This window comes from Streptosporangium lutulentum (genome assembly GCF_030811455.1).
GTDB lineage: Bacteria > Actinomycetota > Actinomycetes > Streptosporangiales > Streptosporangiaceae > Streptosporangium > Streptosporangium lutulentum.
The window spans coordinates 3,662,362-3,688,083 of the sequence record NZ_JAUSQU010000001.1 but is presented as its reverse complement, the minus strand read 5'-3'; the positions used below and the strand labels follow the sequence as shown (position 1 = coordinate 3,688,083).

General features: G+C 71.0%; 25 protein-coding genes. 16 read left to right on the top strand and 9 right to left on the bottom strand.

Annotation, left to right across the window (positions count from 1 at the left end):
• Positions 1 to 83: 83 nt before the first annotated feature.
• Complete coding sequence (locus J2853_RS16505; RefSeq protein WP_307558878.1) at positions 84 to 866, top strand: hypothetical protein; 783 nt, start codon at positions 84 to 86, stop codon at positions 864 to 866.
• Positions 867 to 887: 21 nt separating this feature from the next.
• Here J2853_RS16505 and J2853_RS16500 read toward each other — a convergent pair whose 3' ends face one another.
• On the bottom strand, positions 888 to 1,226 hold the full coding sequence (locus J2853_RS16500; RefSeq protein ID WP_307558876.1) for a hypothetical protein: 339 nt from the start codon (positions 1,224 to 1,226) through the stop codon (positions 888 to 890).
• 136 nt (positions 1,227 to 1,362) lie between these two features.
• Here J2853_RS16500 and J2853_RS16495 point away from each other — a divergent pair, with 136 nt between their 5' ends.
• Positions 1,363 to 1,968, top strand: coding sequence for an alpha/beta hydrolase family protein (locus J2853_RS16495; protein WP_307558874.1), 606 nt, complete (start codon positions 1,363 to 1,365; stop codon positions 1,966 to 1,968).
• Positions 1,969 to 1,985: 17 nt separating this feature from the next.
• Here the strand turns inward: J2853_RS16495 and J2853_RS16490 are convergent, their stop codons facing one another.
• Together J2853_RS16490 and J2853_RS16485 are read right to left on the bottom strand one after the other, a co-directional pair.
• The gene (locus J2853_RS16490; RefSeq protein ID WP_307558872.1) at positions 1,986 to 2,177 is read right to left on the bottom strand and encodes a DUF5999 family protein; all 192 of its coding nucleotides are present in this window, start codon (positions 2,175 to 2,177) and stop codon (positions 1,986 to 1,988) included.
• A gap of 363 nt (positions 2,178 to 2,540) precedes the next feature.
• Positions 2,541 to 3,128, bottom strand: a complete 588-nt coding sequence (locus J2853_RS16485; protein ID WP_307558870.1) for a TetR/AcrR family transcriptional regulator C-terminal domain-containing protein — start codon at positions 3,126 to 3,128, stop codon at positions 2,541 to 2,543.
• A gap of 201 nt (positions 3,129 to 3,329) precedes the next feature.
• On the opposite strand from J2853_RS16485, the gene J2853_RS16480 reads away from it, so the two are divergent.
• Positions 3,330 to 3,770, top strand: a complete 441-nt coding sequence (locus tag J2853_RS16480; RefSeq protein ID WP_307558868.1) for a hypothetical protein — start codon at positions 3,330 to 3,332, stop codon at positions 3,768 to 3,770.
• A gap of 303 nt (positions 3,771 to 4,073) precedes the next feature.
• Here J2853_RS16480 and J2853_RS16475 read toward each other — a convergent pair whose 3' ends face one another.
• The 3 genes from J2853_RS16475 to J2853_RS16465 all read right to left on the bottom strand — a co-directional run bounded on the left by J2853_RS16475 (position 4,074) and on the right by J2853_RS16465 (position 7,163).
• Complete coding sequence (locus J2853_RS16475) at positions 4,074 to 5,399, bottom strand: RNA polymerase sigma factor (protein ID WP_307558866.1); 1,326 nt, start codon at positions 5,397 to 5,399, stop codon at positions 4,074 to 4,076.
• Positions 5,400 to 5,583: 184 nt separating this feature from the next.
• Positions 5,584 to 5,934, bottom strand: coding sequence for a hypothetical protein (locus tag J2853_RS16470; protein ID WP_307558864.1), 351 nt, complete (start codon positions 5,932 to 5,934; stop codon positions 5,584 to 5,586).
• A 50-nt stretch (positions 5,935 to 5,984) separates the two neighbouring features.
• Positions 5,985 to 7,163 carry an AMP-binding protein gene (locus tag J2853_RS16465; RefSeq protein ID WP_370879277.1) on the bottom strand — a complete coding sequence of 393 codons (1,179 nt, stop codon included), beginning with the start codon at positions 7,161 to 7,163 and terminating at the stop codon, positions 5,985 to 5,987.
• Between the two features lie 131 nt (positions 7,164 to 7,294).
• Here J2853_RS16465 and menB point away from each other — a divergent pair, with 131 nt between their 5' ends.
• Positions 7,295 to 8,134 (top strand): 1,4-dihydroxy-2-naphthoyl-CoA synthase, encoded by an 840-nt coding sequence (gene menB, locus J2853_RS16460; protein ID WP_307568696.1) that lies wholly within the window; start codon positions 7,295 to 7,297, stop codon positions 8,132 to 8,134.
• A 121-nt stretch (positions 8,135 to 8,255) separates the two neighbouring features.
• The gene (menD, locus tag J2853_RS16455) at positions 8,256 to 9,911 is read left to right on the top strand and encodes a 2-succinyl-5-enolpyruvyl-6-hydroxy-3-cyclohexene-1-carboxylic-acid synthase (RefSeq protein ID WP_307558862.1); all 1,656 of its coding nucleotides are present in this window, start codon (positions 8,256 to 8,258) and stop codon (positions 9,909 to 9,911) included.
• Here the strand turns inward: menD and J2853_RS16450 are convergent.
• Together J2853_RS16450 and J2853_RS16445 are read right to left on the bottom strand one after the other, a co-directional pair.
• The gene (locus J2853_RS16450; protein ID WP_307558860.1) at positions 9,904 to 10,641 is read right to left on the bottom strand and encodes an ABC transporter permease; all 738 of its coding nucleotides are present in this window, start codon (positions 10,639 to 10,641) and stop codon (positions 9,904 to 9,906) included. The two genes, menD and J2853_RS16450, sit on opposite strands and share 8 nt — an antisense overlap.
• Positions 10,638 to 11,324 carry an ABC transporter ATP-binding protein gene (locus J2853_RS16445; protein WP_307558858.1) on the bottom strand — a complete coding sequence of 229 codons (687 nt, stop codon included), beginning with the start codon at positions 11,322 to 11,324 and terminating at the stop codon, positions 10,638 to 10,640. The genes J2853_RS16450 and J2853_RS16445 overlap by 4 nt, the downstream gene beginning before the upstream one ends.
• Before the next feature lie 289 nt (positions 11,325 to 11,613).
• Here J2853_RS16445 and J2853_RS16440 point away from each other — a divergent pair, with 289 nt between their 5' ends.
• The 11 genes from J2853_RS16440 (at position 11,614) to J2853_RS16390 (ending at position 23,324) form a co-directional block, all read left to right on the top strand.
• Positions 11,614 to 12,726, top strand: coding sequence for a sensor histidine kinase (locus J2853_RS16440; RefSeq protein ID WP_307558856.1), 1,113 nt, complete (start codon positions 11,614 to 11,616; stop codon positions 12,724 to 12,726).
• 121 nt (positions 12,727 to 12,847) lie between these two features.
• The gene (locus tag J2853_RS16435; protein ID WP_307558855.1) at positions 12,848 to 13,495 is read left to right on the top strand and encodes a response regulator; all 648 of its coding nucleotides are present in this window, start codon (positions 12,848 to 12,850) and stop codon (positions 13,493 to 13,495) included.
• Between the two features lie 116 nt (positions 13,496 to 13,611).
• The gene (locus J2853_RS16430; protein WP_307558853.1) at positions 13,612 to 14,226 is read left to right on the top strand and encodes a DedA family protein; all 615 of its coding nucleotides are present in this window, start codon (positions 13,612 to 13,614) and stop codon (positions 14,224 to 14,226) included.
• 90 nt (positions 14,227 to 14,316) lie between these two features.
• Complete coding sequence (locus J2853_RS16425; RefSeq protein ID WP_307558851.1) at positions 14,317 to 14,817, top strand: YflT domain-containing protein; 501 nt, start codon at positions 14,317 to 14,319, stop codon at positions 14,815 to 14,817.
• A 318-nt stretch (positions 14,818 to 15,135) separates the two neighbouring features.
• Entirely contained in the window at positions 15,136 to 17,058 is a 1,923-nt protein-coding gene (gene dnaK / locus J2853_RS16420; RefSeq protein ID WP_307558849.1) for a molecular chaperone DnaK, read from the top strand.
• The gene (locus J2853_RS16415; protein WP_307558847.1) at positions 17,051 to 17,695 is read left to right on the top strand and encodes a nucleotide exchange factor GrpE; all 645 of its coding nucleotides are present in this window, start codon (positions 17,051 to 17,053) and stop codon (positions 17,693 to 17,695) included. The genes dnaK and J2853_RS16415 overlap by 8 nt, the downstream gene beginning before the upstream one ends.
• A complete protein-coding gene (locus tag J2853_RS16410; RefSeq protein WP_307558845.1) occupies positions 17,695 to 18,627 on the top strand; it encodes a DnaJ C-terminal domain-containing protein in 933 nt (310 codons plus the stop codon). Before J2853_RS16415 ends, J2853_RS16410 begins: the two co-directional genes overlap by 1 nt.
• On the top strand, positions 18,627 to 18,938 hold the full coding sequence (locus J2853_RS16405) for a chaperone modulator CbpM (protein WP_307558843.1): 312 nt from the start codon (positions 18,627 to 18,629) through the stop codon (positions 18,936 to 18,938). Before J2853_RS16410 ends, J2853_RS16405 begins: the two co-directional genes overlap by 1 nt.
• Complete coding sequence (gene clpB / locus J2853_RS16400; RefSeq protein ID WP_307558841.1) at positions 18,929 to 21,535, top strand: ATP-dependent chaperone ClpB; 2,607 nt, start codon at positions 18,929 to 18,931, stop codon at positions 21,533 to 21,535. Before J2853_RS16405 ends, clpB begins: the two co-directional genes overlap by 10 nt.
• Before the next feature lie 12 nt (positions 21,536 to 21,547).
• Positions 21,548 to 21,700 carry a hypothetical protein gene (locus tag J2853_RS16395; protein ID WP_307558839.1) on the top strand — a complete coding sequence of 51 codons (153 nt, stop codon included), beginning with the start codon at positions 21,548 to 21,550 and terminating at the stop codon, positions 21,698 to 21,700.
• A gap of 1 nt (position 21,701) precedes the next feature.
• On the top strand, positions 21,702 to 23,324 hold the full coding sequence (locus J2853_RS16390; protein ID WP_307558837.1) for an FAD-dependent oxidoreductase: 1,623 nt from the start codon (positions 21,702 to 21,704) through the stop codon (positions 23,322 to 23,324).
• Here the strand turns inward: J2853_RS16390 and J2853_RS16385 are convergent.
• Complete coding sequence (locus J2853_RS16385; protein ID WP_307558835.1) at positions 23,309 to 25,600, bottom strand: ATP-binding protein; 2,292 nt, start codon at positions 25,598 to 25,600, stop codon at positions 23,309 to 23,311. The genes J2853_RS16390 and J2853_RS16385 overlap by 16 nt on opposite strands.
• Positions 25,601 to 25,722 lie beyond the last annotated feature (122 nt).

The following is a 25,722-nucleotide window of genomic DNA, read 5'->3' as shown; positions in this document are numbered from 1 at the left end:
CACCCGTCGCCTATGGAGGGGGACGTGCGTGGCCCCGAGTCGTTAGGCTCGGGGCGTTTCCTTATTCCGGGGAAGGACCTTGCATGCCAGAGGTGGACACGCGTCCCTTGCACACCGCGCGGAAGCTGGCCGAGGCGGGCGATCTCGACGGCGCCGCCACGATCTTCGCGGAACTGGCCGCCGATCCGGCGGAGCCCGACCGGGCCCAGGCGGCGGTGGGTCTGGCGGTGGTGCTGGAGGAGAGCGGAGACGTGCCGGGAGCCCGTGCGGCCGCGCGCACGGCACTGGGGACCGGTCACCCGGAATTCGCCGCGCAGGCCGCCTGCCTGCTCGCCGGGAGCTTCGAGCGGGAGGATCTGGTCGACCAGGCCCGGGCCGCCTGGCAGGCCGCGCTCGGGCTCGGCAATCCGGCCTACGTCCCGCTGGCGCACATGGCCCTCGCCAGGCTCGCCACAGGGGACCAGGAGGCGGAGGAGGCGCTGCGGGCGGCTCTGGCCACCGCCGACCCGGAGATCGCCTCTCGGGCCGCTCAGAGGCTGGCCGAGGTGTTCTTGGAGGAGGGCGAGGCGGGCGCGGCCGCGGAGGTGCTCCTGGAGGCGCTCTCGGTGCCGGAGGTGGCCGAGGTGCCCAGGTTACGGGTGATGCTCGGCATCGCCCATCTGGAGCTGGCGTGCGCCGAGTTCTCCGCGGCGGTCGAGGAGGGCGGCGACGTCGAGACCAGCGCGCTGGCCATCGAGCTCCTGGCCCGCACGCTCCCGCTCAGAGGGCGTGACGAGGACGCCGAGCGGGTGTGGAGCTACGGACTGGAAAGCACCGACGAGGAGCTCGCCGCCGAGGTCCGTCTCCGGCTCGACCGCGACGCCTGAGCCCCGTGGGGGGCTCAGGTCTCAGTCGCGGCCGCGGTCGCGCCGGTTGCCGATCGCGTGGGCGAGGTTGATCGCCACGATGCCCACCCAGGCCAGCAGCAGCCCCGCGGTGCCCGCCTCCGTCGCGGCGATGGCGGTCAGCGGGATACCGATGCCCATCGAGCCCAGCGCGATCGGGATCGAGGGATTGCCGCTCTTCTTCCGCGGCGGGGCAGAGGGGTGGGGCGGGGCCCCGGCGGCGTGCATCTCGGCCCGGACGCGGTGGGCGATGCTCTGGTCGAGGCGCTCGACGAACGACTCGACCAGGGCGGCCTCGTATTCCGGGCCGAGCTCCCGGCGGGCCTCGATGGTGGCTCGCATGTCCTGGCGAATATCTTGATAGTCCGGCACTCTCTGATTCTCCACGTGAGTGCGGCCCTTGGTATCAGCCGTTAGGACGAGATCTGTGTCCACTCCGAGTTCGAGACGCGTGTCCACCGCGGTCGCGGTGCCGCCTGTGGAGATCGTGACTCCGCACGGCCCGGCCGTCGCGGAGATCGACGAGGTCGCCGCGGCCCGCTTCCTGCTGGTGCTCACCCACGGTTCGGCCGGGGGAGTGGACGCCCCGGACCTGCTGGCCGTACGGGACGCCGTGACGGGAATCGGGGGCGTGGTCGCGCGGGTGCTTCAGCCGTTCCGCATGCGGGGCGCCCGGGCGCCGGGGTCGGCGGTCAAGCAGGACGAGGCGTGGGAGGCGCTGGTGGCCGCGCTTCGCGGGCGCTATCCGGGGCTGCCGCTCGTGCAGGGCGGGCGGAGCAACGGCGCCAGGGTCGCGTGCCGTACGGCTCCGCGGGCCGGGGCCGAGGCGGTCGTCGCGCTGGCGTTCCCGTTGCACCCGCCGGGCAGACCGGAGCGGTCTCGCGCCGGGGAGCTGCGCGCGGCGGGCGTGGACGTGCTGGTGGTGAGCGGAGACCGAGACCCCTTCGGCGTGCCCGAGGCGGCGGACACCGCGCGACTGGTGGTGCTTCCGGGGGAGGGCCACGATCTCAAGAAGGCCCCCGCCCGTGTGGGGGAGGCCGTCGCCGAGTGGCTCGATGTGAGGATGCGGCCGGGCTCGGCGTGATGGTCGGAGCGTGACGGTCAGACGACGCCGGCCAGTGGACGGTGCGGCTCGATGACGGCGCCGTCGGGCAGGAGCTCGCCGGTGTCCTCGAACAACACCACACCGTTGCAGAGCAGGCTCCATCCCTGCTCGGGATGGGCTGCCATCGTGCGGGCGGCTTCGCGGTCCAGCGCGTCGGCGGACGGACAGGACGGCTCGTGCGGGCACATCGGCGTGCCTCCGGATCTCTCGTGTCGGCTCGCTGGGGTCGACATCGGACAGCCGGTGGGGACCGTCCCCGATGGGACTCCGTTTCCACGCAGGACGGGGAGACGAGCATCTGAAATGGTTGACGTATGGCCGTGCGCGCCCCGGACAAAGTGAGGCCCGCACATCAGGAACAAGTGTGCGATCTGATCCCACCCCGGCGACATAGTCCGTTAGGACTGTTTGCGAACTGCTATCGGGTGAGTCCCTCGGGAGCTTTCGGGGGGGTGTGACCTATCGCACAGCATGCCTCATGGAATGATACCGGGCCAAGCGTGACACGCCGCCAGTCGCTCAAACCCTCCAGAACAAGTCTCCGGCATGGCTCAGTGCCTGGTCAACCCCGCCAGGAGTGCGTCCAGGCCGAGTTCGAAGTCGGCGTCGGACCTCGGATCGCCGCCGCCCTGCGACGGAGGGCGCCATGGCCCATCATGATCATCCGTTGGCTCGGCCCAGCCGGACTGCTGCACCTCCACCGCCACCGCGCCGAAGACGTAGGCGCGCAGCGCCCGCACGGCCTCCGGCGCGTCGCCGAGCCCCGCCTCGGCCAGTTGGTCGGTCTGCTCCCTGATGGCGAGCGCGGTGCGCCCCTTGGGCGGCTTGGTCAGCGCCAGCGCCAGCACCCCCGGGTGCTCCCTGAGCGCGTCCCGGCTCGCCCGGCACCAGGCCTTCGCGCATTCCTGCCAGCTCCCGCCGGGCTCGACGTGAACGGCGGTGACGTGCTCGGCGAGCGCGTCCATGAGGGCGTCCTTGCCGCGCGGCAGGTGATGGTAGATGGCCATCGCCTCCACCTGGAGCGCGTCGCCCAGCCGCCGCATCGTCAGCCGCCTCAGCCCCTGGCTGTCGGCGATGTGCAGGGCCGCATCGATGATGCGCTCCCTGGAGAGCGGGACGGGTGGTCGTTTGGCAGGCATACCGAGCATCCTGCCACCCTTGACCTTACTGTGTAAAGGAAGGCGCGCCGGACGGCTCGATCCCTGAGTGCGTGAGACGGAGGGGAACGGCGTAAGCTACCCGAGATGCGGGCCGGTGCCCCGGTTTTCACGCCGGAGGCGAGAGCCAGGAGCCGTGACGTGCCGGGGAAGGTCCGGCGGACAGATGAGAGAGGGCAGAAGATGGCGTTTTTCCGACCGCGCGTGAGCCGGGAGGCGGAGGTTCGTCACCACGCTGACCAGGAGGTCGGGAAGAGCTTCCCCGAGCTTCTGGAGAAGGCGCGGACGGCGGAGGCCGCGCTGCGCCGGACACAGGCCGACCATGCCTCTCCCCAGGAGCTTCGAGCCGCCGGTCTGGCCTTCGACAGTGCGCTGACCGAGGCGCTGCGCAGCGCCGAGGCCAGTCAGCGGGCGGCGTTCGGGATCAAGTCCTACGACGACCGGATCCGCCGCCGCAAGGGCAAGGCCACCCCGAAGGGCGCCGAGTGGACCGCCGAGGTCAACCGCCTGCGCACTCTGCGTGAGCAGAACCGCCTGACCGGCATCGCCCGGGTTCCGCGCCCGGCCGCCTCCGGGCGTCCCGAGGCCGCCCCCGCTCCCCTCCGGGTGCCCGGCGCGAGGTGACCCCCCGCTCCTTCTGCCGAAGGGGCGACGACGATTCGATTCCGCACCCACCGCGACCTGTCGCGGTGGGTGTCGTCGTTCATCGGCCGGTACAACGGGCAGGAGCCCGGAGTCTCCCGCACATCCCGCCGGGACGGGGCGGGACTTTCGGCCGTCCGGCGGCGAGACCGCCGATGCCGATCGTCAACGGGATCGTGCCAACCTGGACAGGCTGATCGCCCACGGGATCACGCGGGCTCGGGCGCTCCGTCAAGACGAAGGCGCCGCCGCGAGAAGAGCTCGCGGCGGCGCCTCGCGAAGCGGTCAGCTGGCCCAGTCGAGCAGCGGGCGCGTGTTGCTGGGGTGGCGGAGCTTGGAGAGGGACTCCTTCTCCAGCTGGCGGATCCGCTCACGGGTCAGCCCGAGGTGCTTGCCGATCTCGTCGAGGGTGTGGGGCTTGCCGTCGACGAGCCCGAAGCGCAGGGCCATGATCTTGGCCTCCCGGGGGGAGAGGTTGCCGAGCACGCCGCGCAACTGCTCTCCGAGCAGCTGGCGGTCCACCACCTCGGAGGCCTCGGGGGAGTCGACGTCCTCGATGAGGTCGCCGATGGTGGTCTCGCCGTCCTCGCCGATGGTGGCGTTGAGGCTGATCGGCTGGCGGCTGGTGCGGAGCAGTTCCTCGATCTGGTCGGGGCTCTTGTCCAGCTCGATTCCCAGCTCCTCCGCCGTGGGCTCGCGGCCCAGGCGCTGGTGCATGTCGCGCTCGACGCGCGACAGCTTGGAGAGCATCTCCAGCACGTGGACGGGCAGGCGGATGGTGCGGGCCGAGTCGGCGAAGCCTCGCTGGATGGCCTGGCGGATCCACCACATGGCGTAGGTGGAGAACTTGTAACCCTTGGTGTAGTCGAACTTCTCGACCGCGCGGATCAGGCCGAGGTTGCCCTCCTGGACCACGTCGAGCAGGGCCATGCCGCGGTCGGTGTACTTCTTCGCGACGGAGACGACCAGGCGGAGGTTGGCCTCCAGCATGTGGTCCTTGGCGCGGCGGCCGTCCTCGGCCACCCACTCCAGATCGTCGCGCACGGCGGCGGACAGGCCCGGCTGGGACTCCAGCTTGGACTCGGCGTACAGGCCGGCCTCGATGCGCTTGGCGAGCTCCACCTCCTGGGCGGCGGTGAGCAGGGTGCGGCGGCCGATCGACTTCAGGTAGGTGTGCACCGAGTCGCCCATGACGGACGACTGGTCGTCCAGGTCGATGGTGGGCTCGGCCTCGAGCTCGACCTCGCCGGAGGGAGTCCACTCCTCGTCGTCGATCTCCGCCTCGACGTCCTTGGGGGCGGTCTCGGTCTTGGCGGTCGCCGGCTTCTTCGCGGTCTCGGCCTTGGTCTTGCGCCCGGCGGTCTTGCGGGTGCTCTTGGCCGCGGACTTCTTCGCGGCGGCGAGGGGAGACTCGTTCTCGGCCGCCAGGCTGACTCCCGCCTCGGTGAGCTCTCGCAGGATCGACCTGCCCTCGGCTGGGCTGATGCCCGCCTCGGCGAAGGCGCGACGCAGCTCCGCAAGGGAAAGGTGGCCCTGGGCTCGCCCTCGGTCAAGGCACTGTTCAAGGGCCGTCGAGGTCTCAGATGAGGTCGCCGCGGCGGTTTGGGGCATGAGGACACCTCCTCCATCACGGAGTCGTCTGCGTACAGTTTGTTGGGTGGGGTGCTGGGGGTCCCTCAACGCACCAGTACCAATAACCCCGACCAAGAACTTTCTGTTCCCGGTTTGACTCGGAAAATATGATGGATGGGTTGTCGTCCATGCCATCCACCCCGGTCAGGGGCGTGTGACAGGCCTATTCGGTCACGTTCACCGGGCCTTCGGGCATGGGCATGGGCTGCGCCCCCTCCAGGCGGGCGTCGGTCCAGTATCGCGCGGTCTGCCCCGGGTCCGGGTTGATCTCCCTGGACACCACGTCGTCCGACGGGGGAGGGGTCTCTCCCGAGGGGGGCGGGCTCTGGGGCGAGGAGGTGCCCGGCTGCCGCGGCTCGACGGGGGTGCGCTCGCCGACCTTCTCGATCTTTCCGGTCCCGCCCTTGATCTTTTCGATTCCGCCGTCCGCGGCGGCCGCCGCGACGGACATGCCGCCGACGAGGACCGCACCGACGATCCCAGCGGAGACCCAGGTCTTGCGGGTTACGTTCATCGGGCTCGTCCTTCCTGCTCCGGCTGCCTCTTGGACGTGCGGAAGCACCTTCATGGTTCCCGTTGAAGACCATAACGGAGGGCCGCGAGGTCTGGCTTGCCATTAGGCAAAAGCGGTATTTCGGACAGAACAATCAGCTCGGCGGGGGCCGCGTAGGCGGGGAGCCGCTCCTTGGCGAAGGCGCGGAGCTCGGCCAGGGGCGGGGGCGCGGAGGAGACCACGACGGCCACCACCCGCTCGCCCCACTCGGGGTCGGGGCGGCCGACCACGGCGACATCGGTGATCGCGGGGTGTTCGGCCACGACGGCCGCCACGGTCGCGGCGACGACCTTCTCGCCGCCGGTGTTGATGACGTCGTCGGCCCGTCCCAGCACGCGTAGCCGCCCGTCGGCCAGCGTGCCGAGGTCGGAGGTGACGAACCAGCCGCCGTCGCGGGCGGCCCGGGTGAGGTCGGGGCGGAGCCGGTAACCGTGGAACAGCACCGGGCCGGAGATGCGGATCCGGCCGTCGGCGCCGACCTCGAGATCCACGCCGTCCAGAGGAACGCCGTCGTAGACGCACCCGCCGCAGGTCTCGCTCATGCCGTACGTGGTGACGACCCGGCCGCCGGCGGCCTCGGCCGCCGCGAGCAGCTCCGCCGGAGCGGCGGCGCCGCCGAGCAGGATCGTCTTGAAGACCGACAGATCAGCGTGAAGCAGGCGCCTGAGCTGGGTCGGCACCAGGGAGACGTGATCGGCGTCGGCGGCGAGCACCGCCTCGGGGGAGAACCCGTCGTGCACGATCGGCTCGGTCTCGCCCAGCAGCGATCGGACGAGCACCTGCAGGCCGGAGACATGGGAAGGGGGCAGGCAGCACAGCCATCGCTCACCCGGGCGGGCGTCCAGGCGGCGCAGCGAGGCGGCCGCGGAGGCCCGCAGGGCGTCGGCGGAGAGCTGCACGCCCTTGGGGACGCCGGTCGAGCCGCTGGTGGCGATGACCAGGGCCACGTCGGCGGACACCCCCACGCCGCCGGGGTACCGTACGCCGTCGACGTGGGTGGGCCGTAACGCCTCCAGCGTCGCCCGCAGCGCGGGGGCGGGCAGGTCGGGGGACAGGGGCAGGACGGCGGGGCCGCGGCCGTCGAGGGCGGCGCCGACGGCCCGGAACAGCTCGGGCCCGGCCGGGGACATGATCGCGTGCAGCTCCCGGTCCACGGAAGGCCACTCCCCGTGCATAGGAATGGTCATCATAGTCGTAAGGTTAGTGCCGACAGGCTGGGGAGCGGCCCCGGCGCGGCGGAGAGGGCGAGGCGATCGTGAGCACGGAGCCAGTCGAGCTGAGCACGGATGAGCGAGCGGTGAGCGGGGAGACCCCCGAGACGGTGAGCGCGACCGGGGGCACGGTCGACTGGAAGCCGTCGGGGCAGTACGAGGACATTATCTACGAGACCGCCGAGGGCATCGCGAAGATCACGATCAACCGTCCCGAGCGGCACAACGCGTTCCGTCCGACGACGCTCTTCGAGCTCAAGAACGCCTTCAACATCGCGCAGGAGGACCCCGAGGTCGGTGTGATCATCTTCACCGGCGCGGGCGACAGGGCCTTCTGCTCGGGCGGAGACCAGAAGATCCGCGGCGACGACGGCTACGTCGACAAGTCGACCCCGCATGTGGGCCGGCTCAACGTGCTGGACCTGCAGGTGCAGATCCGCCGCTGTCCCAAGCCGGTCATCGCGATGATCGCGGGTTACGCCATCGGCGGCGGCCACGTGCTGCACGTCTGCTGCGACCTGTCCATCGCCGCCGACAACGCGGTCTTCGGGCAGACCGGCCCGAAGGTCGGCTCCTTCGACGGCGGCTACGGCTCCTGGCTGCTGGCCGAGACCGTCGGCCTGAAGCGGGCCCGCGAGATCTGGTACCTCTGCCGCCAGTACGACGCGCAGACCGCCCTGAACTGGGGCCTGGTCAACGCCGTCGTCCCCCTCGCCCGGCTGGAGGAGGAGACGGTCAGCTGGGCCAGGGAGATGCTGGAGAAGTCGCCGCTGGCCCTGCGCATGCTCAAGGGCGCGCTGAACGCGGTGACCGACGGGGCCGCGGGGATGCAGCAGTTCGCCGGTGACGCCACCCTGCTCTACTACATGAGCGAGGAGGCGCAGGAGGGCCGCGACGCGTTCAAGGAGAAGCGCGCCCCCGATTTCGGCAAGTTCCCGCGTCGGCCGTAATGGCAGAGGTGATCGGAGCGGGGTACGGTCCTGGAGGACGTCACCTCGTGATGGAGGAGGCGCCGGCCCGCCGCGAGGCGGGCCGGCCGGTGCGTATGCGAATGCCCAGGGAGGCACTGCGGTGAACCCCGCGACCGCGCTCGCGACCGTGCTGGTCGACGAGCTTGCGCGCTGTGGCCTCACGGACGTGGTGCTCGCGCCCGGCTCGCGCTCGACGCCCCTGGCCCTCGCCGTGCACGCCGACAGCCGCATCCGGCTGCACGTGCGCGTGGACGAGCGCTCCGCCTCCTTCCTGGCGCTCGGCCTGGCACGGCGCAGCGAGCGTCCGGTGGCTCTGATCTGCACCTCCGGCACCGCGGCGGCCAACTTCCATCCGGCCGTCATCGAGGCGCACGAGTCGGGGGTGCCGCTGCTGGTGCTCACCGCCGACCGGCCCCCCGAGCTGCGCGACACCGGCGCCAGCCAGACCATCGACCAGATCAAGCTGTACGGCTCGGCCGTCCGCTGGTTCAGCGAGGTCGGCGTGCCCGAGGACCGTCCGGGTCAGGTCGCCTACTGGCGCTCCCTGGCCTGCCGCGCCCACCAGCGCTCGCTGGGTCCCTACGACCCGGGGCCGGTCCACCTGAACCTGGCCTTCCGTGAGCCGCTGGTCCCGGACGGTGACACCTCCTGGTGCGAGTCGCTGGAGGGCGACGCGACAGGGCCGTGGATCCGCGCCAGGGTGGCCTCCCCGCCCGTGGCGCTTCACCTGCAGCCGACGCGGCGGGGCGTGCTGGTCGTCGGCGACGGCGCGTCCAACGTGCGCAGATACGTGGCGGCGGCGGGCATGGCCGGGTGGCCGGTCCTGTCGGAGCCCAACGGCGGCGCCCGCTACGGCGACCACGCCATGTCCGCCTACCACTTCCTCCTCGGCACCCCCGAGTTCGCCGACAGGCACCGGCCGGAGGTGGTGGTCACCCTGGGCCGCCCCAGCCTGTCCCGGCCGCTGCTGAGCTGGCTCAAGCAGGCCGACGAGCACGTCGTGGTCGCCCGCGACATGACCCGCTGGCCCGACCCGACCCGTTCGGCGACCCAGGTGGCCCAGGAGGTGGAGATCCCCATTCCCGCGGGGAACGACGCCTGGCTGCACTCCTGGCGCCGCGCCGACACGGCGGCCAGGGGCGCGATCGACGAGGTGCTGGACGGAGCCGGCCTCAGCGAGCCGCGCCTGGCCCGTGACCTGGTGGACACGCTGCCCAACGGATCGCTGCTGTTCTCCGGGTCCTCCATGCCGATCCGCGACCTGGACCAGGCGATGCGTCCCCGCAGGGGCCTGCGGATCCTGGCCAACCGGGGAGCCGCCGGGATCGACGGCGTGGTGTCCAGCGCCATGGGCGCGGCGCTGTCCCACAACGGCCCCACCTACGCCCTGATGGGTGACCTGACCTTCCTGCACGACCAGAACGGGCTGATCCTCGGGCCCCGTGAGCCCCGCCCCGACCTGTGCCTGGTCGTGGTCAACAACGACGGTGGCGGGATCTTCTCGCTGCTGCCCCAGGCCGCGTTGCGTGATCCGTTCGAGCGGATCTTCGGCACCGCGCACGGGGTGGACCTGGGCTACGTGGCCGCCTCCACCGGCACGCCGTACACCTTCGTGAACGAACCCGGCCAGCTGGCCAAGGCGTTGCGCGGGGAGGGGCCGCGGATCGTCGAGGTGCGCACCGACCGGGAGTCCAACGCGACGCTGCACGCCATGATGCGCGACGCGGCCCACGCCGCGATCCGTGACCTCATGTGACGTCGCGGCGCAGGGTGATCAGGCGGGCGGCGAGCACGATCGCCACGACGTAGGCGGCGAACAGCAGCCCGCCGCCCCAGGCGGGCAGCAGGTCACCGCTCTGCAGGGTCATGCCGCCGACCGCGCGGGCCGCCCCCGTGGGCAGCCATCGGCCGAGCTCGGGCAGGAGCGAGGAGAGAAGGTAGTCGCCGAAGACGAACCACACGGCCGCCACGACGATCGCCGCGACCTGGTTGCGGATGAGGGCGCCGAGCGCGACGCCGAACACGGCGTACAGGGCGATGCTGAGCGTCGTCCCGGCCAGGACGGCCGGCAGGTCCGGCGTCGTCATCGGGTGCCCGCCCGCGGCGAGCAGGGCGGCGCCCGCGCCGAACGTCACCAGGGTGGACCCGGCCGCCACGAGCAGGCCGATCAGTCCGTAGGCGACCAGTTTGGCCGTCACCACCCGGCCGCGCACGGGTGTGACCAGGAAGGACCAGGTGATCGTCTGGTGGCGGTACTCCCCGGTCATGCCGAGGACGCCCAGGACGAAAGTGAAGATGTAGGCCTGCTGGGCCATGTTGTAGACGTTCTCCACCCGCTGGTCGAGCGGTACCGGGCTGTCCAGGTTCATCAGTGACACCGACAGGAGTGCCCACAGCGCGCAGAACGCCGGGGTGATCGCGGCCAGGATCCAGACCGCGCGGTTCGAGCGGGCCTTGAACAGCTCCGCGTGGATCAGGCGCTTCATCCGGTCACCTCCAGGTAGAGCTCCTCCAGGTCGGAGCCGGCGGGCAGCGGGCCGGCGAAGAGGAGCCGTCCCGCCGAGATGATGATCACTTGGTCGGTGATCTGCTGGATCTCCGACAGCACGTGGGTGGAGACCAGGACGGTGCGTCCCTGGTGGGCGTAGGCCCGCAGGAAGCCGCGTAACCAGCGCATGCCCGCCGGATCCAGGCCGTTGGCCGGCTCGTCCAGGACGAGGATGCCCGGATCGCCGAGCAGGGCGGTGGCCAGGGCGAGTCGCTGGCGCATGCCGAGGGAGAAACCGTGGACCTTCCGGTGGGCCGCGCCGGTGAGGTCGACCTGGTCCAGGACGTGTGCCACGCGTGAGGGGTCCAGCCCGGCGGCGACGCGGATCGCCTCCAAGTGGGCGTGGGCGGTCAGACCGGGGTGGAAGGCCGTCGCCTCCAGCACCGCGCCGACCATGGTGATCGGCCGGTCCAGGTCGCGGTACGGCGCGCCGCCGACCGTCGCGGTGCCCGTCGTGGGGGTGACCAGCCCGAGGATCATGCGCAGGGTGGTGGTCTTCCCCGCCCCGTTGGGACCGAGGAAGGCCGTTATCGCCCCCGGTCCGGCGGTGAACGACAGGTCGTCGACGGCGTGGACGTCGCCGAACGACTTACTCAGATGGACGACATCGATGGCTGACATGATCTCGACGATGACACCCGGGAAGGGGGAGATTCGTGGCGTCTGCGGTGGAGATGCGGATGTCCATCCCGGGACGGACGCCGTCCCCCTCCGGGGTGGGGAACGACTCCGTGGGGGCGCTGTGATGGCCCCGTGAAGGCTCTGCGAGGACAGGGCCGTTCGCCCACGTCGTGGTTCCCGTACGGGCCGGGGCGATGATCGGAGGGGCCGTTCTCCCCGGCCGTGGGTGGAGGGGGTCTCCACCCACGGGACCATGGTCACGCCCTCGGCGCGCCGGTAGCGTGACGGCGTGGCCTTCTTCGCTCGCCCCTTCGTGCGCCGGGCCTTCGTCGTGCTGCTGGTCGGGCAGTTGATCTTCGGCGCGGTCTACGGCCTGGTGGACGTCACGACGCGCTGGGGGTGGCCGGGTTTCGCGCTGGCGTTGCCCGTCGGCGCCGCGGCCGTCGGCTGCCTGCTGGGTGCGCTGGCGCTGGAGGGGGACAGGCGCAACTCCATCCTGCTGGCGGTGGCCCTGCTCGGCGGGTTGACCCTGAACGGATTCGTGCCCTACAGCGGGATGGCCTTCCTCTACGCGATGGTCTACGTCGCGCCGTTCAGGACGGGGGCCTGGGCCGCGGCCGCGCTGGCGGTGTTCGACATGGCGGCCTTCGCGGGCATCTCCCTCCTGACCGGGATGGAGCTCGGAGCCATCCTGGGGAACGTACTGGGCCTGACCTACTCGGCGATCCTCGCTTTCGTGATCCAGCGGCTCGGGGAGACGCGGAGGCAGGGCGCGGAGATCGCCGACGCGAGGGCGCGCGAGGCGGTGCTCGCCGAGCGGACCCGGCTGGCCAGGGAGGTTCACGACATCCTGGCGCACTCGCAGTCGGCGCAGATCGTGCATCTGGAGGGGGCGCGGCTGCTCCTGGAGCGAGGGGGTGATCCGGCGGCGACCCTGGACCGGGTCAATCGCGCGGTCGGGCTGGCGCGGGCCGGACTGGAGGAGACCCGCAGGGCGCTCGACACGCTGCGGGGGGAGGAACTGCCGCTGACCGAGCGGCTGGAGCGGCTCGCGGTGGAGTTCCGGTCGGCGACCGGGGCGCCCTGCTCGATCTCGGTCGCCGGGGAGTTCGACTCGCTGGAGGCGGGGGCGAGGATGGCGGTGGCCAGGACCGCCCAGGAGGCGTTGACGAACGTGCGGAAGCACGCGCGGGGCGCGGCGGTGTCGGTGGCGTTGCGCCGTCTAGGGAGCTGGTGCGAGCTGGAGGTGCGTGACACCGGGGGCACCCCGGATCGGCTGGCGTCGTCGGGGGGCGGCTACGGCCTGGTGGGCATGCGGGAGCGAGCCGAGCTGATCGGCGGGTCGCTGGCGGTGGGGGCGGGCGCGGAGGGGTTCAGCGTGTTGCTGCGGGTGCCCGCGTGACGGCGCCGGGGGGTCTCGTGACCGCGGGTGTCTCCGGGACGACGGTGGGGGGTCATGCGGTCTCGGGGGCCCGTACGACTCCCGTTCGCGGGAGTGGTCTCAAGGTGAGGAGCGTGGCCCGGTGACCGTTCGGGTGGTGGTCGCCGACGACCAGACCGTCGTCCGCGAGGGTTTGGTGCTGTTGCTCGGGTTGCTCCCCGGCATCGAGGTGGCGGGAACGGCGTCCGACGGGCAGGAGGCGATGCGCCTGGTCGCCTCGCTCCGGCCCGACGTGGTGCTGATGGACCTGCGGATGCCCCGGATGGACGGGGTGGAGGCCACCCGCCGGATTCGGGCGGACCACCCGGACGTTCAGGTGGTGGTCCTGACGACCTACTCCGACGACGAGTCGGTGTTCGCCGCGCTGGGCGCGGGGGCGCGCGGCTACCTGACCAAGGACACCGACGCCGAGTCGCTGGCCTGCGCCATCACCACCGTGGTCGAGGGGCAGGCCCAGTTCGACCCCGGGATCCAGCGGCGGCTGGCCGAGGCGGTGACCAGGGGCCGCCACGTGCCCGGCCTGCCCGACGGGCTGACGCCCCGCGAGGGCGAGGTGCTGCGGTTGATCGCGGCGGGGCGGTCGAACGGGGAGATCGCCGGCGAGCTGTTCATCTCCGAGGCGACGGTCAAGACCCACGTCAACAATCTGTTCGCCAAGGCGGGCCTGCGGGACCGAGCCCAGGCGGTGACCTACGCCTTCCGGCACGGTCTGGCGCCGGGTAAAGAGTGAGCCGTGGTTTCCGGTACCGCCCGGCCGTCGGCGCCTCCGTGGTGAGGGAGATCGTGGCGTCGGGCTCCGCCCCGGCCTGAGAGGGGCGGTCGGGACGCCGCAATAAGGTGTCTGTCATGCATGTCGACGCGTGGCTCCAGGCGATCTCTCCGCTGTGGATCTGTCTCCTGGTCGGTTTGGTGATCGGGGTGGAGAGCCTGGGCATTCCGCTGCCCGGGGAGATCGTGCTGGTCAGTTCCGCGCTGCTGGCGGCGCAGGGGGCGGTCGACCCGATCTGGGTGGGCGTCTGCGCGAGCGCCGGAGCCATCGTCGGTGACTCGATCGGCTACGCCATCGGCCGCAAGGGCGGCAGGCCCATGTTCGACCGGTTGGGCCGCAGGTTCCCCAAGCATTTCGGTCCGGGGCACATCGGCAGGGCGGAGCGATACTTCCAGCGTTACGGCATGTGGACGGTGTTCTTCGGCCGGTTCGTCGCGCTGCTGCGCATCCTGGCCGGTCCGCTCGCGGGTGCGGTCCGGATGCCGTACTGGAAGTTCCTGATCGCCAACGTGCTCGGCGGGATCGTCTGGGCGGGCGGGACCACCGCGGTCGTCTACTACCTGGGCAGGGTCGCGGAGAAGTGGCTCAAGGGCGTCTCCTGGGCGGGGCTGGCGGCCGCGGTGCTGGTCGGTGCCGGGACCATGCTGTTCGTCAGGCGCAGAGCGGCGAAAACGGCCGCGCAGGAGGCTTGAAGCCGGCGGACTGATTACCAGACCTGGGGATGTGCGATCGCCGCGGTGCGGTCACGGTGGGTAGGAGGAATCACCGTGAAGGGAAGCGCCATGCGACCTGATATCACTCTGACCGGCCACGAGCCCGTGTCCACCTTCCATACCTATGCCGAGGCCCAGCGGGCCGTGGACTATCTGTCGGACCAGCGGTTCCCGGTCGAGCACACGATGATCGTCGGAGTGAACCTCCGGCTCATCGAACAGGTGCTCGGGCGGCTGACCTCTCTGCGGGCGGCCGGGATGGGCGCCGCCTCGGGTGCCTGGTTCGGTCTGCTGATCGGCCTGTTCTTCGCGATCTTCGCCAGGGGCTTCCCGATCGCCCTGCCCCTGTGGGGTCTGATCTGGGGCGCCATAGCGGGAGCGATCTTCGGGCTGATCGCCCACGCGCTCACCGGAGGGAAACGGGACTTCCTCTCCTCCAGTTCCCTGGTCGCCGAGCGTTACGAGGTCCTGGTCACGGCCGAGCACGCGGTCGAGGCGCGCAAGCTGCTCGACGCCGGCCTGCCCCAGGTGCAGCGAGAGGCTTCCGGCAACATGAGAGACCTCCCATAACGGAGGCTTCGCGCAAGGTGGGAGAACCTCCGGTGAGGGACGGCGGTGCGGACGGAACCGTTCGCACCCCCGGGAGCCGGACGCCGGGTTCGCCGCCGCGGCCGGAGAGACCCCCTGAGGGCCGAGCCGGACGAAGACGGGGGAGTCCGTTCACGAGGTCTGCCGTACCCGGCCGCTCCGGCATGCGGCCCATCGAGGCATGGAACCGTCGGTTCTGAGGACGCGGCGCCGCCACCGCCCGGCGAGTGTCGGCGTCACAGCGCATGTAGGTGTCGATATCGGCGCATACGCGAGGGTCGGCGCAAACAGGAGGCCAAAATGGCTAAAGCAGTTGGAATCGACCTTGGCACCACCAACTCGGTCATCGCCGCGATGGAAGGTGACAAACCCACGGTGATTCCCAACTCCGAGGGGGCGCGCACGACGCCGTCGGTGGTGGCGTTCACCGAGCAGGGAGAGCGTCTGGTAGGGCAACTGGCCCGCCGCCAGGCGATCCTCAACCCCAAGGGAACGATCTATTCGGCCAAGCGTTTCATCGGCCGCCGCCACGACGAGGTCGCCAGCGAGCTGAACGCCGTGTCGTTCGACGTGGTCTCGGGGCCGGACGGGGCCGTTCGTTTCACGGTCTACGGAAAGTCGTACGCGCCCGAGGAGATCGCCGCCGCGGTCCTGCGCAAGCTCGTGGACGACGCCTCGAAGTTCCTCGGGGAGAAGGTCACCGAGGCCGTCATCACCGTGCCCGCCTACTTCAACGACTCCCAGCGCCAGGCGACCAAGGACGCGGGAAAGATCGCGGGTCTTGAGGTGCTGCGGATCATCAACGAGCCGACCGCGGCGGCCCTCGCCTACGGCCTGGACCGCAAGGAGAACGAGACCGTGCTGGTCTTCGACCTGGGCGGCGGGACCTTCGACGTCAGCGTCCTCACCGTCGGTGAGGGTGTCGTCGAGGTGCTCGCGACCGCGGGTGACACCCACCTGGGCGGGGACGACTTCGACCGGCGCATCGTCGACCATCTCGCCGACGAGTTCCAGCGGGACAACGGCATCGACCTGCGCAGCGACCCCCAGGCCCTGCAGAGGCTGTTCGAGGCGGCGGAGAAGGCCAAGGTCGAGCTGTCCTCGGTCACCCAGACGCAGGTCAGCCTGCCCTTCATCACCGCGGACGCCTCGGGGCCCAAGCACCTGAACACCACGCTCAGGCGGGCGACGTTCGAGGAGATCACCGCCGATCTCGTCGAGCGCTGCAAGGGTCCGGTCCAGCAGGCCATGTCCGACGCCAAGCTCACCGCCGACGACATCGACGAGGTGATCCTGGTGGGCGGCTCGACCAGGATGCCCGCCGTACAGAACCTGGTGCGCCGCATGACGGGAGGCAAGGACCCGAACATGACGGTCAACCCCGACGAGGTCGTGGCGCTGGGCGCCGCGGTGCAGGCGGCCGTCATCAAGGGCGAGGTGAAGGACGTCGTCCTGCTCGACGTGACGCCGCTCTCGCTGGGCATCGAGACACTCGGTGGGATCATGACCAAGGTCATCGAGCGGAACACCACAATTCCGGCCCGCCGCTCCGAGGTGTTCAGCACCGCGGAGGACAACCAGACCGCCGTGGACGTCGTGGTGCTGCAGGGCGAGCGTGAGCGCGCCGCCGACAACCGGGTCCTCGGACGGTTCCGACTGGAGAACATCAGGCCGGCGCCGCGCGGCGTACCCCAGATCGAAGTGACCTTCGACATCGACGCCAACGGGATCCTGAACGTCTCCGCCAAGGACAAGGACACCGGCGCCGAGCAGCGCATCACCATCACCGAGAGCTCGACCCTGGACCAGAACGAGGTCGAGCGGATGGTCGCCGACGCCGAGCGGCACCGTGACGAGGACCAGCGGCTGCGGCAGCTGATCGACGCGCGCAACGAGCTCGACAGCGTCGCCTACCAGGTGGAACGGCGCCTGGCGGAGCTGGGGGACGCGGTGCCCGTCCATGAGAAGGCGCGGGCCGAGATGCTGGTGACCGACGCCCGCGAGGCGGTCAAGCAGGAGGTTCCGCTCGATCGGCTCCGGGCTCTCACGACCGACCTGCAGCAGTCGTACCACAGCCTCGGAGCGTCGGCCTCCGGCCCTTCGGGCGGTCCCGGCCGGCCGGGAGAAGGCGCTCAGGGAGCTCAGGGTGGCCAGGGCGGTCAGGGCGGTCAGGGCGGGAACGACGACGACGTCATCGATGCGGAGTTCACGACCAATGAATGAGCGATCCGAACCAAGGGAAACCGGGCGCACCGAGCACGCCGTCCCGGACGAAGGCACCGCGCGGGAGCGGAGGGCCGGTCCGGGCGCCGGCATCGGGCCGGAGCGGATGACTGAACCGGAGACCGGCGCCGCGCGGGAGCGGGGAGCTGAGCCGGAGACCGGCACCGGACCGGATGCGGCAGGGCTTCGGCAGCGGATCGAGGAGCTCCAGACACAGGTCTCCGACCTGGAGGACCGCTGGCGACGCGCTCTGGCAGACCTGGACAACCTTCGCAAACGCGTTATCCGGGACGTTGAGCGGGTGCGGGCCGACGAACAGGCACGGGCGGCCGCCGAGTGGTTGCCCGTCCTGGACAACCTGGAACGCGCCCTCGAACACGCGGAGACCGATCCCGCGTCGATCGTCGAGGGGCTGAAAGCGATCCGGGACCAGGCCCAGGACGTGCTCTCCCGCCTCGGCTTCGCCCGCCGCGACGACGCCGGGACGATGTTCGACCCGGCCAGGCACGAGGCGGTGGCCGTGCTCACGCAGGAGGACGCCCCCGAAGGAACCGTCCTGCACGTGATAAGGCCTGCCTACGGAGACGGCGAACGGCAGCTGCGGCCCGCGATGGTCGTGGTGGCCAAGGGGGAATGATGCCCCCCGGACGCGACTTCTACGAGATCCTCGGGGTGCCGAGAAACGCGAGCCAGGACGAGATCCAGCGCGCCTACCGGAAGCTGGCACGGGACAACCATCCCGACGTCAACAAGGACCCGGCCGCCGAGGATCGGTTCAAGGAGGCGTCGGAGGCCTACAGCGTCCTGTCCGACCCGGCGACCCGGCGCCGCTACGACGCGTTCGGCGCCGACTTCCGCCAGGTGCCCGAGGGCGTGGACCCGGAGACCTGGGCGCGCGCCCGAGGCCGGGCCGGGCAGGGCAGGGCAGGGGCAGGGGCCGCGGGGTTCGGCGGGGGGTTCGCCCAGGACATCGACCTCGAGGATCTCCTCGGAGGCATCTTCACCGGTCGCGGGGGCCGGGCGGGCCGGAACTGGGGGCCGATCCCCGGCGCCGATCAGGAGGCCGAGATCGAGCTGACCGTGGAGGAGGCCTACCACGGCGGCCGGCGTTCGATCGTCCTGGGCGACTCGCGCAGGCTGGAGGTCGGGATTCCCGCGGGTGTGACCGACGGGCAGCGCATCAGGCTGGCCGGGCAGGGAGGCAGGGGCGGTGACGGGGCTCCCGCCGGCGACCTCTACCTGATCGTCAGGATCGCGCCGCATCCCCGCTACCGGGTCAAGGGCCGCGACATCTACGTCAACCTCCCCGTCACCCCGTGGGAGGCGGCGCTCGGCGCCTCCGTCGTGGTCGAGACCCCGGGGGGCGAGGCCAAGGTCAAGGTGCCCGCGGGCACGTCCAGCGGCCGGCGGCTGCGATTGCGCGGCAGGGGGATGCCCAGCTCCCGGGGCAAGCCGGGTGACCTGTACGCCGAGGTGCGGATCATGGTTCCGCCACGGCTGTCGGAAGAGGAGCGGCACCTGTTCGAGCGGCTCGCCGCGGTCTCGACGTTCGATCCGAGGAGGCGGTGATGACCTACTCCCTCACCAGGCCGGACCGGCTGGACCTGGAGACGTTCGCCAGAGCCACCGGGACCCATCCGGAGCTGGTGCGCCGCCTCGTCGTTCTCGGCGTGCTCGAAGCTCAGCGCGACGCCGCCGGCCGCCTGTGGTTCCCGATACCTGAACTGCGGGTCATGGCGCGGGTTCAGCGCCTGCGCGCGGGATTCTCGCTCAACTACGCCGCTCTCGGCCTCGTGGTGCATCTGCTGGACCGCATCGCCGAACTGGAGGCCGCCCTGCGCGACCGTTCCCGGCCCCAAGGAGGCTCTTCGTGGACCTGAACCAGCTGACGCAGAAGTCGCAGGAAGCGCTGCACGACGCCCAGACCAAGGCCCTTCGCTTCGGTCATACCGAAGTCGACGGTGAGCACCTGCTGCTGGCGTTGCTCGACCAGCCTGAGGGGCTGATACCCCGTCTTATGCTCGCCGCCGACGCCGACCCCAACCGGCTCAGGGAGGAGCTGGAGGCCGAGCTGAGCCGCAGGCCCCGGGTCAGCGGGCCCGGGGCCGAGCCCGGCCAGGTCTACGTGACGCAGCGGCTGTCACGCCTGCTGGAGGCGGCCAAGCGCGAGGCCGACCGGCTCAAGGACGAGTACGTCTCGGTCGAGCACCTGCTCATCGCCCTGATAGAGGAGGGGAACGAGACCGCCGCCGGATGGCTGCTGCACCAGAGGGGGCTGAGCAGGGACAACTTCCTCAAGGCGCTCACCTCGATCCGGGGTAACCAGCGGGTGACGTCGGCGATGCCCGAGGTCGCCTACGAGGCGCTGGAGAAGTACGGGCGCGATCTGGTGGCCGACGCGACGGCGGGCAAACTCGACCCGGTCATCGGGCGCGACGCCGAGATCCGCCGTGTCATACAGATCCTGTCCCGCAAGACCAAGAACAACCCCGTCCTGGTCGGCGATCCCGGAGTGGGCAAGACCGCCATCGTGGAGGGTCTCGCCCAGCGGATCGACAACGGGGACGTGCCCGAGGGACTCAAAGGAAAAACGATCTTCAGCCTCGACATGGGCTCGCTCGTGGCCGGCGCCAAGTACCGGGGTGAGTTCGAGGAACGCCTGAAGGCGGTGCTGAGCGAGGTCAAGGCCTCCGAGGGGCGGATCCTGCTCTTCGTCGACGAGATGCACACGGTGGTGGGCGCCGGCGCGGCGGAGGGCGCCATGGACGCGGGCAACATGCTCAAACCCATGCTCGCCCGCGGCGAGCTGCACATGATCGGGGCGACGACCCTCGGGGAGTATCGCAAACACGTCGAGAAGGACGCCGCCCTGGAGCGCCGCTTCCAGCCGGTGATGATCGACGAGCCCTCGGTCGAGGACGCCGTGTCGATCCTGCGTGGCCTGCGCGAGCGGCTGGAGGTCTTCCACGGGGTGAAGATCCAGGACAGTGCCCTGGTGGCCGCCGTCGTGCTGAGCCACCGTTACATCTCCGACAGGTTCCTTCCCGACAAGGCCATCGACCTGGTGGACGAGGCCTGCGCGATGCTCCGTACGGAGATCGACTCCATGCCGGCCGAGCTCGACGAGCTCACCCGCCGGGTGATGCGGCTGGAGATCGAGGAGACCGCACTCGCCAAGGAGGAGGACACCGCGAGCAGGGCCCGCCTGGAGGAGCTGCGCAGGGAGCTCGCCGACCTGCGCGCCGGGGCCGATGCCATGCGCGCGCAGTGGGAGGCCGAACGCCAGGCGCTGCGCACGGTCCAGGCCCTGCGCAGCGAGATGGAGCAGGTGCGCGCCGAGGCCGAGCGGGCCGAGCGCGACTACGACCTCAACCGCGCGGCCGAGCTGCGGCACGGCAAGCTGCCCGAGCTCGAACGGCGGCTGCGGACCGAGGAGGAACGTCTGCTCAACAAGCAGGGCGTCGCGCGCCTGCTGCGCGAGGTCGTCACCGACGACGAGATCTCGATGATCGTCTCCAGGTGGACGGGCATCCCGGTGAGCCGCCTGCAGGAGGGGGAGCGGGAGAAGCTGCTGCGCCTCGACGAGATCCTGCACGAGCGGGTGATCGGCCAGGACGAGGCGGTGCAGCTGGTGGCCGACGCCGTCATCCGGGCCCGTTCCGGCATCAAGGATCCGCGCCGGCCGATCGGATCGTTCATCTTCCTGGGCCCGACGGGGGTCGGCAAGACCGAGCTGGCCAAGGCGCTCGCGGAGGCGTTGTTCGACACCGAGGACAACATGGTCCGCATCGACATGAGCGAGTATCAGGAGCGGCACACGGTCAGCCGCCTCGTCGGCGCGCCTCCGGGCTACGTCGGATACGAGGAGGGCGGTCAGCTCACCGAGGCCGTACGACGCAAGCCCTACTCCGTCGTGCTGTTCGACGAGGTGGAGAAGGCGCATTCCGACGTCTTCAACACGCTGCTCCAGGTGCTGGACGACGGGCGGCTCACCGACGCGCAGGGCAGGACCGTCGACTTCCGCAACACCGTCCTGATCATGACCTCCAACATCGGCTCCATCTACCTCCTGGAGGGCGTCACCCCGGGGGGCGAGATCAAACAGGACGCCAAGCAGCAGGTCATGGCGGAGCTGCGCTCCCGCTTCCGTCCCGAGTTCCTCAACCGGGTGGACGACATCGTGATCTTCAAGCCGCTCACCCCCGAGGAGATCGAGCGCATCGTCGACCTCATGCTCGGCGAGCTGCGCGGCCGGCTCGACCGGCGGGGGATCCGGCTGGAGGTCTCCGAGGACGCGCTCAGGTACATCGCCGAGCGGGGATACGACCCCGTGTACGGCGCCCGCCCGCTGCGCCGGTTCATCGCGAGGGAGGTCGAGACCCGCATCGGACGTGCGCTGATCACAGGGGAGGCCCAGGAGGGCTCCGTGATCCGGGTCGGCCTCGCCGGCGGAGAACTCGTGGTCACCTACGAATGAGGAGGACCGGCCATGTCATCGCGCATCGTGCAGTGCAAGAACTGCGGGAAGAAGAACCGCGTGCCCGCGATCGCGGCGGGCGCCGCGCCGGTCACCGAACTGCGCACCTGGGTGGAGGGCGCGCTCGCCTCGGCGGGTGCGACGGCAGGCGGGAAGGATGGCTGAGATGGACACGTTCACGGAGACGCCCGACCATCACGGAGCATTTCCCCGGTTGAGCGACGAGCAGATCGACAGGCTCACACCCTACGGAACCCGCCGGCCCACCCGGGTGGGCGACGTCCTGATCAGGCAGGGCGAGGACTACCCGGAGTTCTTCGTCATCCTGGCGGGGAAGGTGGCCGGCGTCGACGACGAGCAGGTGACCTGGGTGCACGGGCCCGGTCGCTTCCTCGGCGAGCTGGGGCTGCTCACGGGCCTGAAGGCCTTCCTGGCGTCGGTCGCCTGCGAGGCGGGTGAGGTCCTGGCGGTTCCGGCCTGGCGCCTGCGGGAGATCGTCGCCCGCGACTGCGAGCTGGGGGACCTGGTCCTGCGGGCCTACATCATCCGCCGCTCGTTGCTGATCACCAGTGGGTCGGGCCTGAGGGGCATCGGCTCCCGCTACTCGCCCGACACCCGGAGGCTACGCGAGTTCGCCGCCAGGAACCGGCTGCCGCACCGGTGGATCGACCTGGAGGAGGACAAGGACGCGGAGGCGCTGATCCGGAACCTCGGCATCACGTCGGAGCAGACCCCGATCGTGATCCTGGGCGGCACCCGGGTCCTGCGCAATCCCGGCAACGCCGAGCTGGCCCGCGCCGTCGGCCTGCCCATGCCGGCCGCGCCGGAGACCGTCGCCGACCTCGTCATCGTGGGGGCGGGCCCGGCGGGCCTGGCGGCGGCGGTGTACGGAGCGTCGGAAGGGCTGAGCACGGTGATGCTCGACGCGGTCGCGCTCGGTGGGCAGGCGGGCACCTCCTCGTGCATCGAGAACTATCTCGGCTTCCCCCTGGGCATCTCCGGCGCCGAACTCACCGAGCGGGCCGTCGTCCAGGCCGAGAAGTTCGGCGCGTCCTTCGGGCTCCCGGCCGAGGCCGCCTGGCTGGAGCGGCGGGACGGCCACTACACCGTGGGCCTCGGCGAGGGGCCGCCGGTCCACGGTCGCACGGTGATCATCGCCACCGGAGCGCGCTACCGCAAGCCGGCGGTGCCGAGGCTGGAGGACTTCGAGGGCAACGGCGTGTACTACGCCGCGACCCTGGCCGAGGCCGGGCTCTGCAAGGGCGAACAGGTCGTGGTGGTGGGCGGTGGAAACTCGGCCGGCCAGGCGACGATCTTCCTGTCCGAGCACGCCTCCTCGGTGCGCCTGCTCATCCGCGGCGAAGCCCTCGAGCAGGACATGTCGCACTATCTCACTGATCGGATCAAGAACAATCCCCGGGTGGACGTGATGCTCCACACCGAGGTGTGCAAGCTCGTCGGCACCGACGGCCTGGAGGCCGTCATCGCCGAGAACAATCAGACCGGAGAGCGGACGCGTCTGCTCACGCGGGCCATGTTCGTGTTCATCGGCGCGGACCCGTGCACGGCCTGGCTCGCTCCCGCCCTCGCCCTCGACGACAAGGGATTCGTTCTCACCGGGTTCGACGACGGCCTGCCCCTGGAGACCAGCCTGCCGGGCGTCTTCGCGGCGGGCGACGTCAGAAGCCAGTCGGTCAAGCGGGTCGCCTCGGCCGTGGGTGAGGGTGCGATGGCGGTCCGGCTGGTGCACGAGCACGTCGCACGCGAGGCGTCTCAGCCCCTCGGATGAACGCTCTCCTCCGCGGAGCGTCTGGCCAGCTCGACGCGCGAGCGGATGTTCAGCTTGCGGAAGACCTGGCGCAGATGGAAGGCGACGGTGTGCTCGCTGATGAACATCTGCTCGGCGGTCTCCCGGTTCGTCAGCCCCTGGGCGACCAGATCGCAGACCGCGTGCTCGGTACCGGTCAGGCTGGCCCACCCCGATACGGGGTGATCGGTCCTCACCCAGTGACGGCGGCGCTCGCCCAGCGCCCGCAGCCTGCCCCGCACCCGCGCCTCGTCACGCGTGGCGTCCGCGGCTCCGTACCAGGTGAGCGCGTCGTTGAGACGGTCGACGGCCAGGTCGCGGGAGCCGTGGTCCACGCTGAGCAGCACGCCGAGATCCTCCGCCGCCGAGGCCCTGGCCCACGCGCCGGCGTGCCCGGCGGCGGCCCGGCCCAGCGCGTCGGGGTCGTGGTCGCGCAGGCCCCGCGCGTGGACGGCGGCCACCGCGGGACCGGACAGGGTGGGATTGTTCCAGGCGAGGTGCTCGGCCGCGTCGACGACGGCGTCGGCCCGCTGCGGGTCGCCGGTCGCCATCGCCACCCGTACCAGCCACGCCGCGGCGGTGGGATCGCAGGTCAGCGCCCCGGTATGGCCGGGCAGCGCGTCGTAGACCTGGCCGAGCGAGCTCATCGCGGCCTCCGCTCCGTCACGCGCCTCGCTGATTCGCCCGGCCGTCAGCTCCGAGCGGAACCGCGCGTACGGCGCCATGCCCCGGGCCGACCCGGCCGGATCCCTTTCCATGAACCTGACGGCGCGGGGAAGGTCGCCCGCGCGCAGCGACGCCAGGCCGAGCACCGCCACGGCCGAGGAGACGAGGGCCGGATCGCCCAGGACGCCCGCGGCGGTCAGGCCGGTCTCGGCCCGCTCGATCGCGCTGTCGAGCCGGCCCGCGGCGAGGGCCAGCCGGGCGCGGAGGACGGCGATCCCGGCGGCCCACAAGGGCTGTCCCACCGCCTCCGCCTCGGCGCTCGCCGCCGCCGTCTCCGCCTCGTCGAGGAGCCAGAGATCGGCCAGCATCGTCGCCAGGACGGTCCGCGGCTGGGGGCGGCATCCGTCGGCCGGTCGTTCCACGGCTTCACGGGCCAGATCGAGAGCGTGCGAGAGCCTGCCCTCGTCCCAGGCCAGCAAGGACAGGTCCACCGGAGACCCGGCCGTGGAGCCGCCGGAGCCGCCGGAACGCCGGTACGCGGGGGTCGGGCGGGTGGGCGGGTTGTGCTCGATCTGGTGGTGCAACGCCTGCCGTACCGGCGGGGGCACCCTCTCGACGACCGATCGCCACAGCAGTTCGTGCCTGAACACCAGTTCGTCCGCGGTGGCGACGAGCACGCCCGCCGCCAGCGCCTCCCTGAGCGCGGGAAGCAGCGCGGTCGGAGTCTCGCCGAGCAGTTCGGCCGCGTACGTCGGCGAGAACGAGCGCCCGAGCACCGCCGTGGCCTCCAGCAGGTGCCGGGTCTTGGTGCCGAGCTCGTCCAGGCGCCGCCGCACGGCGGTGTGGACGCGCCGTGGCAGCGCCGACCCGGTCAGCCGGGCGACACCGCCCTCGACGCGGACGCAGTTCTCCTCACGCAGCCCGGTGAGGAGTTCGGAGAGCAGGAGCGGGTTGCCGCCGGCCTGAGCGGCCAGCACGGCCAGTTCCTCCCCGGCGGGAGCGCCCAGCACGTCGGCGGACAGCTCGGCCACCGCGCCGTCGTCGAGCGGGTGCAGGAGGATCCGGGTGGCACCCTCCTCCTCCAGCAGGTCGAACAGCCGGTCGGCGTCGTCGTGGCCCGGGGCGGTGCGGCGGGCCAGGAGCCACGACACGGGACGCGACGCCAGCCGCGCGGGCAACGTCCGCAGAGCCATGAGCGTGGCCGGATCGGCCCACTGGAGATCGTCCAGGGTGACGAGCAGCGGTCCGGAGTCGGTTCTCTCCTTCAGCGAGGTCTGAACCTGCTCGGCCAGCCACAACAGCAGGCCGGAGCCCTCGGGAAAGGGGAAGGTGTGCCTGGCGGTGATGATGGGCGCCGGTGACTCCTCCAGGGCGGACAGCAGCGGTCCCAGCGGCATCAGCCGCCCCAGCTGGTCGGCCCGTCCGGCCGCCACCGCGATTCCTCGCGCGGAGGCGACGCTCGCGGCTTCGAGGAGGAGAAGGCTTTTCCCTATCCCCGGCTCGCCCTCGACGAGCGTGACGCTCTGGTGCGCACTTGAGACGGTTCTCAGCAGTTTGAGGACCGCCGCCCACTCACTCCTCCGGCCGCGCATTGCCCTGTCCTGGATCTGAGGTCATGGCATGCTTCCTCCATGTTGATCCTACGTGTCCTCTTCCCGCAGGATGAAGCGGTGCACGGAAGAACCACCAGGTCAAAGCTATTTTTACGGGGTTT

Excerpts from the sequence above, each read along its gene's own strand:
- J2853_RS16445 (WP_307558858.1), bottom strand. The coding sequence starts at position 11,324 with ATGTCAGCCATCGATGTCGTCCATCTGAGTAAGTCGTTCGGCGACGTC.
- J2853_RS16430 (WP_307558853.1), top strand. The coding sequence starts at position 13,612 with ATGCATGTCGACGCGTGGCTCCAGGCGATCTCTCCGCTGTGGATCTGT.
- J2853_RS16425 (WP_307558851.1), top strand. The coding sequence starts at position 14,317 with ATGCGACCTGATATCACTCTGACCGGCCACGAGCCCGTGTCCACCTTC.
- J2853_RS16390 (WP_307558837.1), top strand. The coding sequence starts at position 21,702 with ATGGACACGTTCACGGAGACGCCCGACCATCACGGAGCATTTCCCCGG.
- J2853_RS16395 (WP_307558839.1), top strand. The coding sequence starts at position 21,548 with ATGTCATCGCGCATCGTGCAGTGCAAGAACTGCGGGAAGAAGAACCGC.
- J2853_RS16385 (WP_307558835.1), bottom strand. The coding sequence starts at position 25,600 with ATGCGCGGCCGGAGGAGTGAGTGGGCGGCGGTCCTCAAACTGCTGAGA.
- J2853_RS16415 (WP_307558847.1), top strand. The coding sequence starts at position 17,051 with ATGAATGAGCGATCCGAACCAAGGGAAACCGGGCGCACCGAGCACGCC.
- dnaK (WP_307558849.1), top strand. The coding sequence starts at position 15,136 with ATGGCTAAAGCAGTTGGAATCGACCTTGGCACCACCAACTCGGTCATC.
- J2853_RS16490 (WP_307558872.1), bottom strand. The coding sequence starts at position 2,177 with ATGTGCCCGCACGAGCCGTCCTGTCCGTCCGCCGACGCGCTGGACCGC.
- J2853_RS16470 (WP_307558864.1), bottom strand. The coding sequence starts at position 5,934 with ATGAACGTAACCCGCAAGACCTGGGTCTCCGCTGGGATCGTCGGTGCG.
- J2853_RS16450 (WP_307558860.1), bottom strand. The coding sequence starts at position 10,641 with ATGAAGCGCCTGATCCACGCGGAGCTGTTCAAGGCCCGCTCGAACCGC.
- J2853_RS16465 (WP_370879277.1), bottom strand. The coding sequence starts at position 7,163 with ATGATGACCATTCCTATGCACGGGGAGTGGCCTTCCGTGGACCGGGAG.
- J2853_RS16480 (WP_307558868.1), top strand. The coding sequence starts at position 3,330 with ATGGCGTTTTTCCGACCGCGCGTGAGCCGGGAGGCGGAGGTTCGTCAC.
- J2853_RS16410 (WP_307558845.1), top strand. The coding sequence starts at position 17,695 with ATGCCCCCCGGACGCGACTTCTACGAGATCCTCGGGGTGCCGAGAAAC.
- J2853_RS16475 (WP_307558866.1), bottom strand. The coding sequence starts at position 5,399 with ATGCCCCAAACCGCCGCGGCGACCTCATCTGAGACCTCGACGGCCCTT.
- J2853_RS16505 (WP_307558878.1), top strand. The coding sequence starts at position 84 with ATGCCAGAGGTGGACACGCGTCCCTTGCACACCGCGCGGAAGCTGGCC.
- J2853_RS16485 (WP_307558870.1), bottom strand. The coding sequence starts at position 3,128 with ATGCCTGCCAAACGACCACCCGTCCCGCTCTCCAGGGAGCGCATCATC.
- J2853_RS16500 (WP_307558876.1), bottom strand. The coding sequence starts at position 1,226 with ATGCGAGCCACCATCGAGGCCCGCCGGGAGCTCGGCCCGGAATACGAG.
- J2853_RS16405 (WP_307558843.1), top strand. The coding sequence starts at position 18,627 with ATGACCTACTCCCTCACCAGGCCGGACCGGCTGGACCTGGAGACGTTC.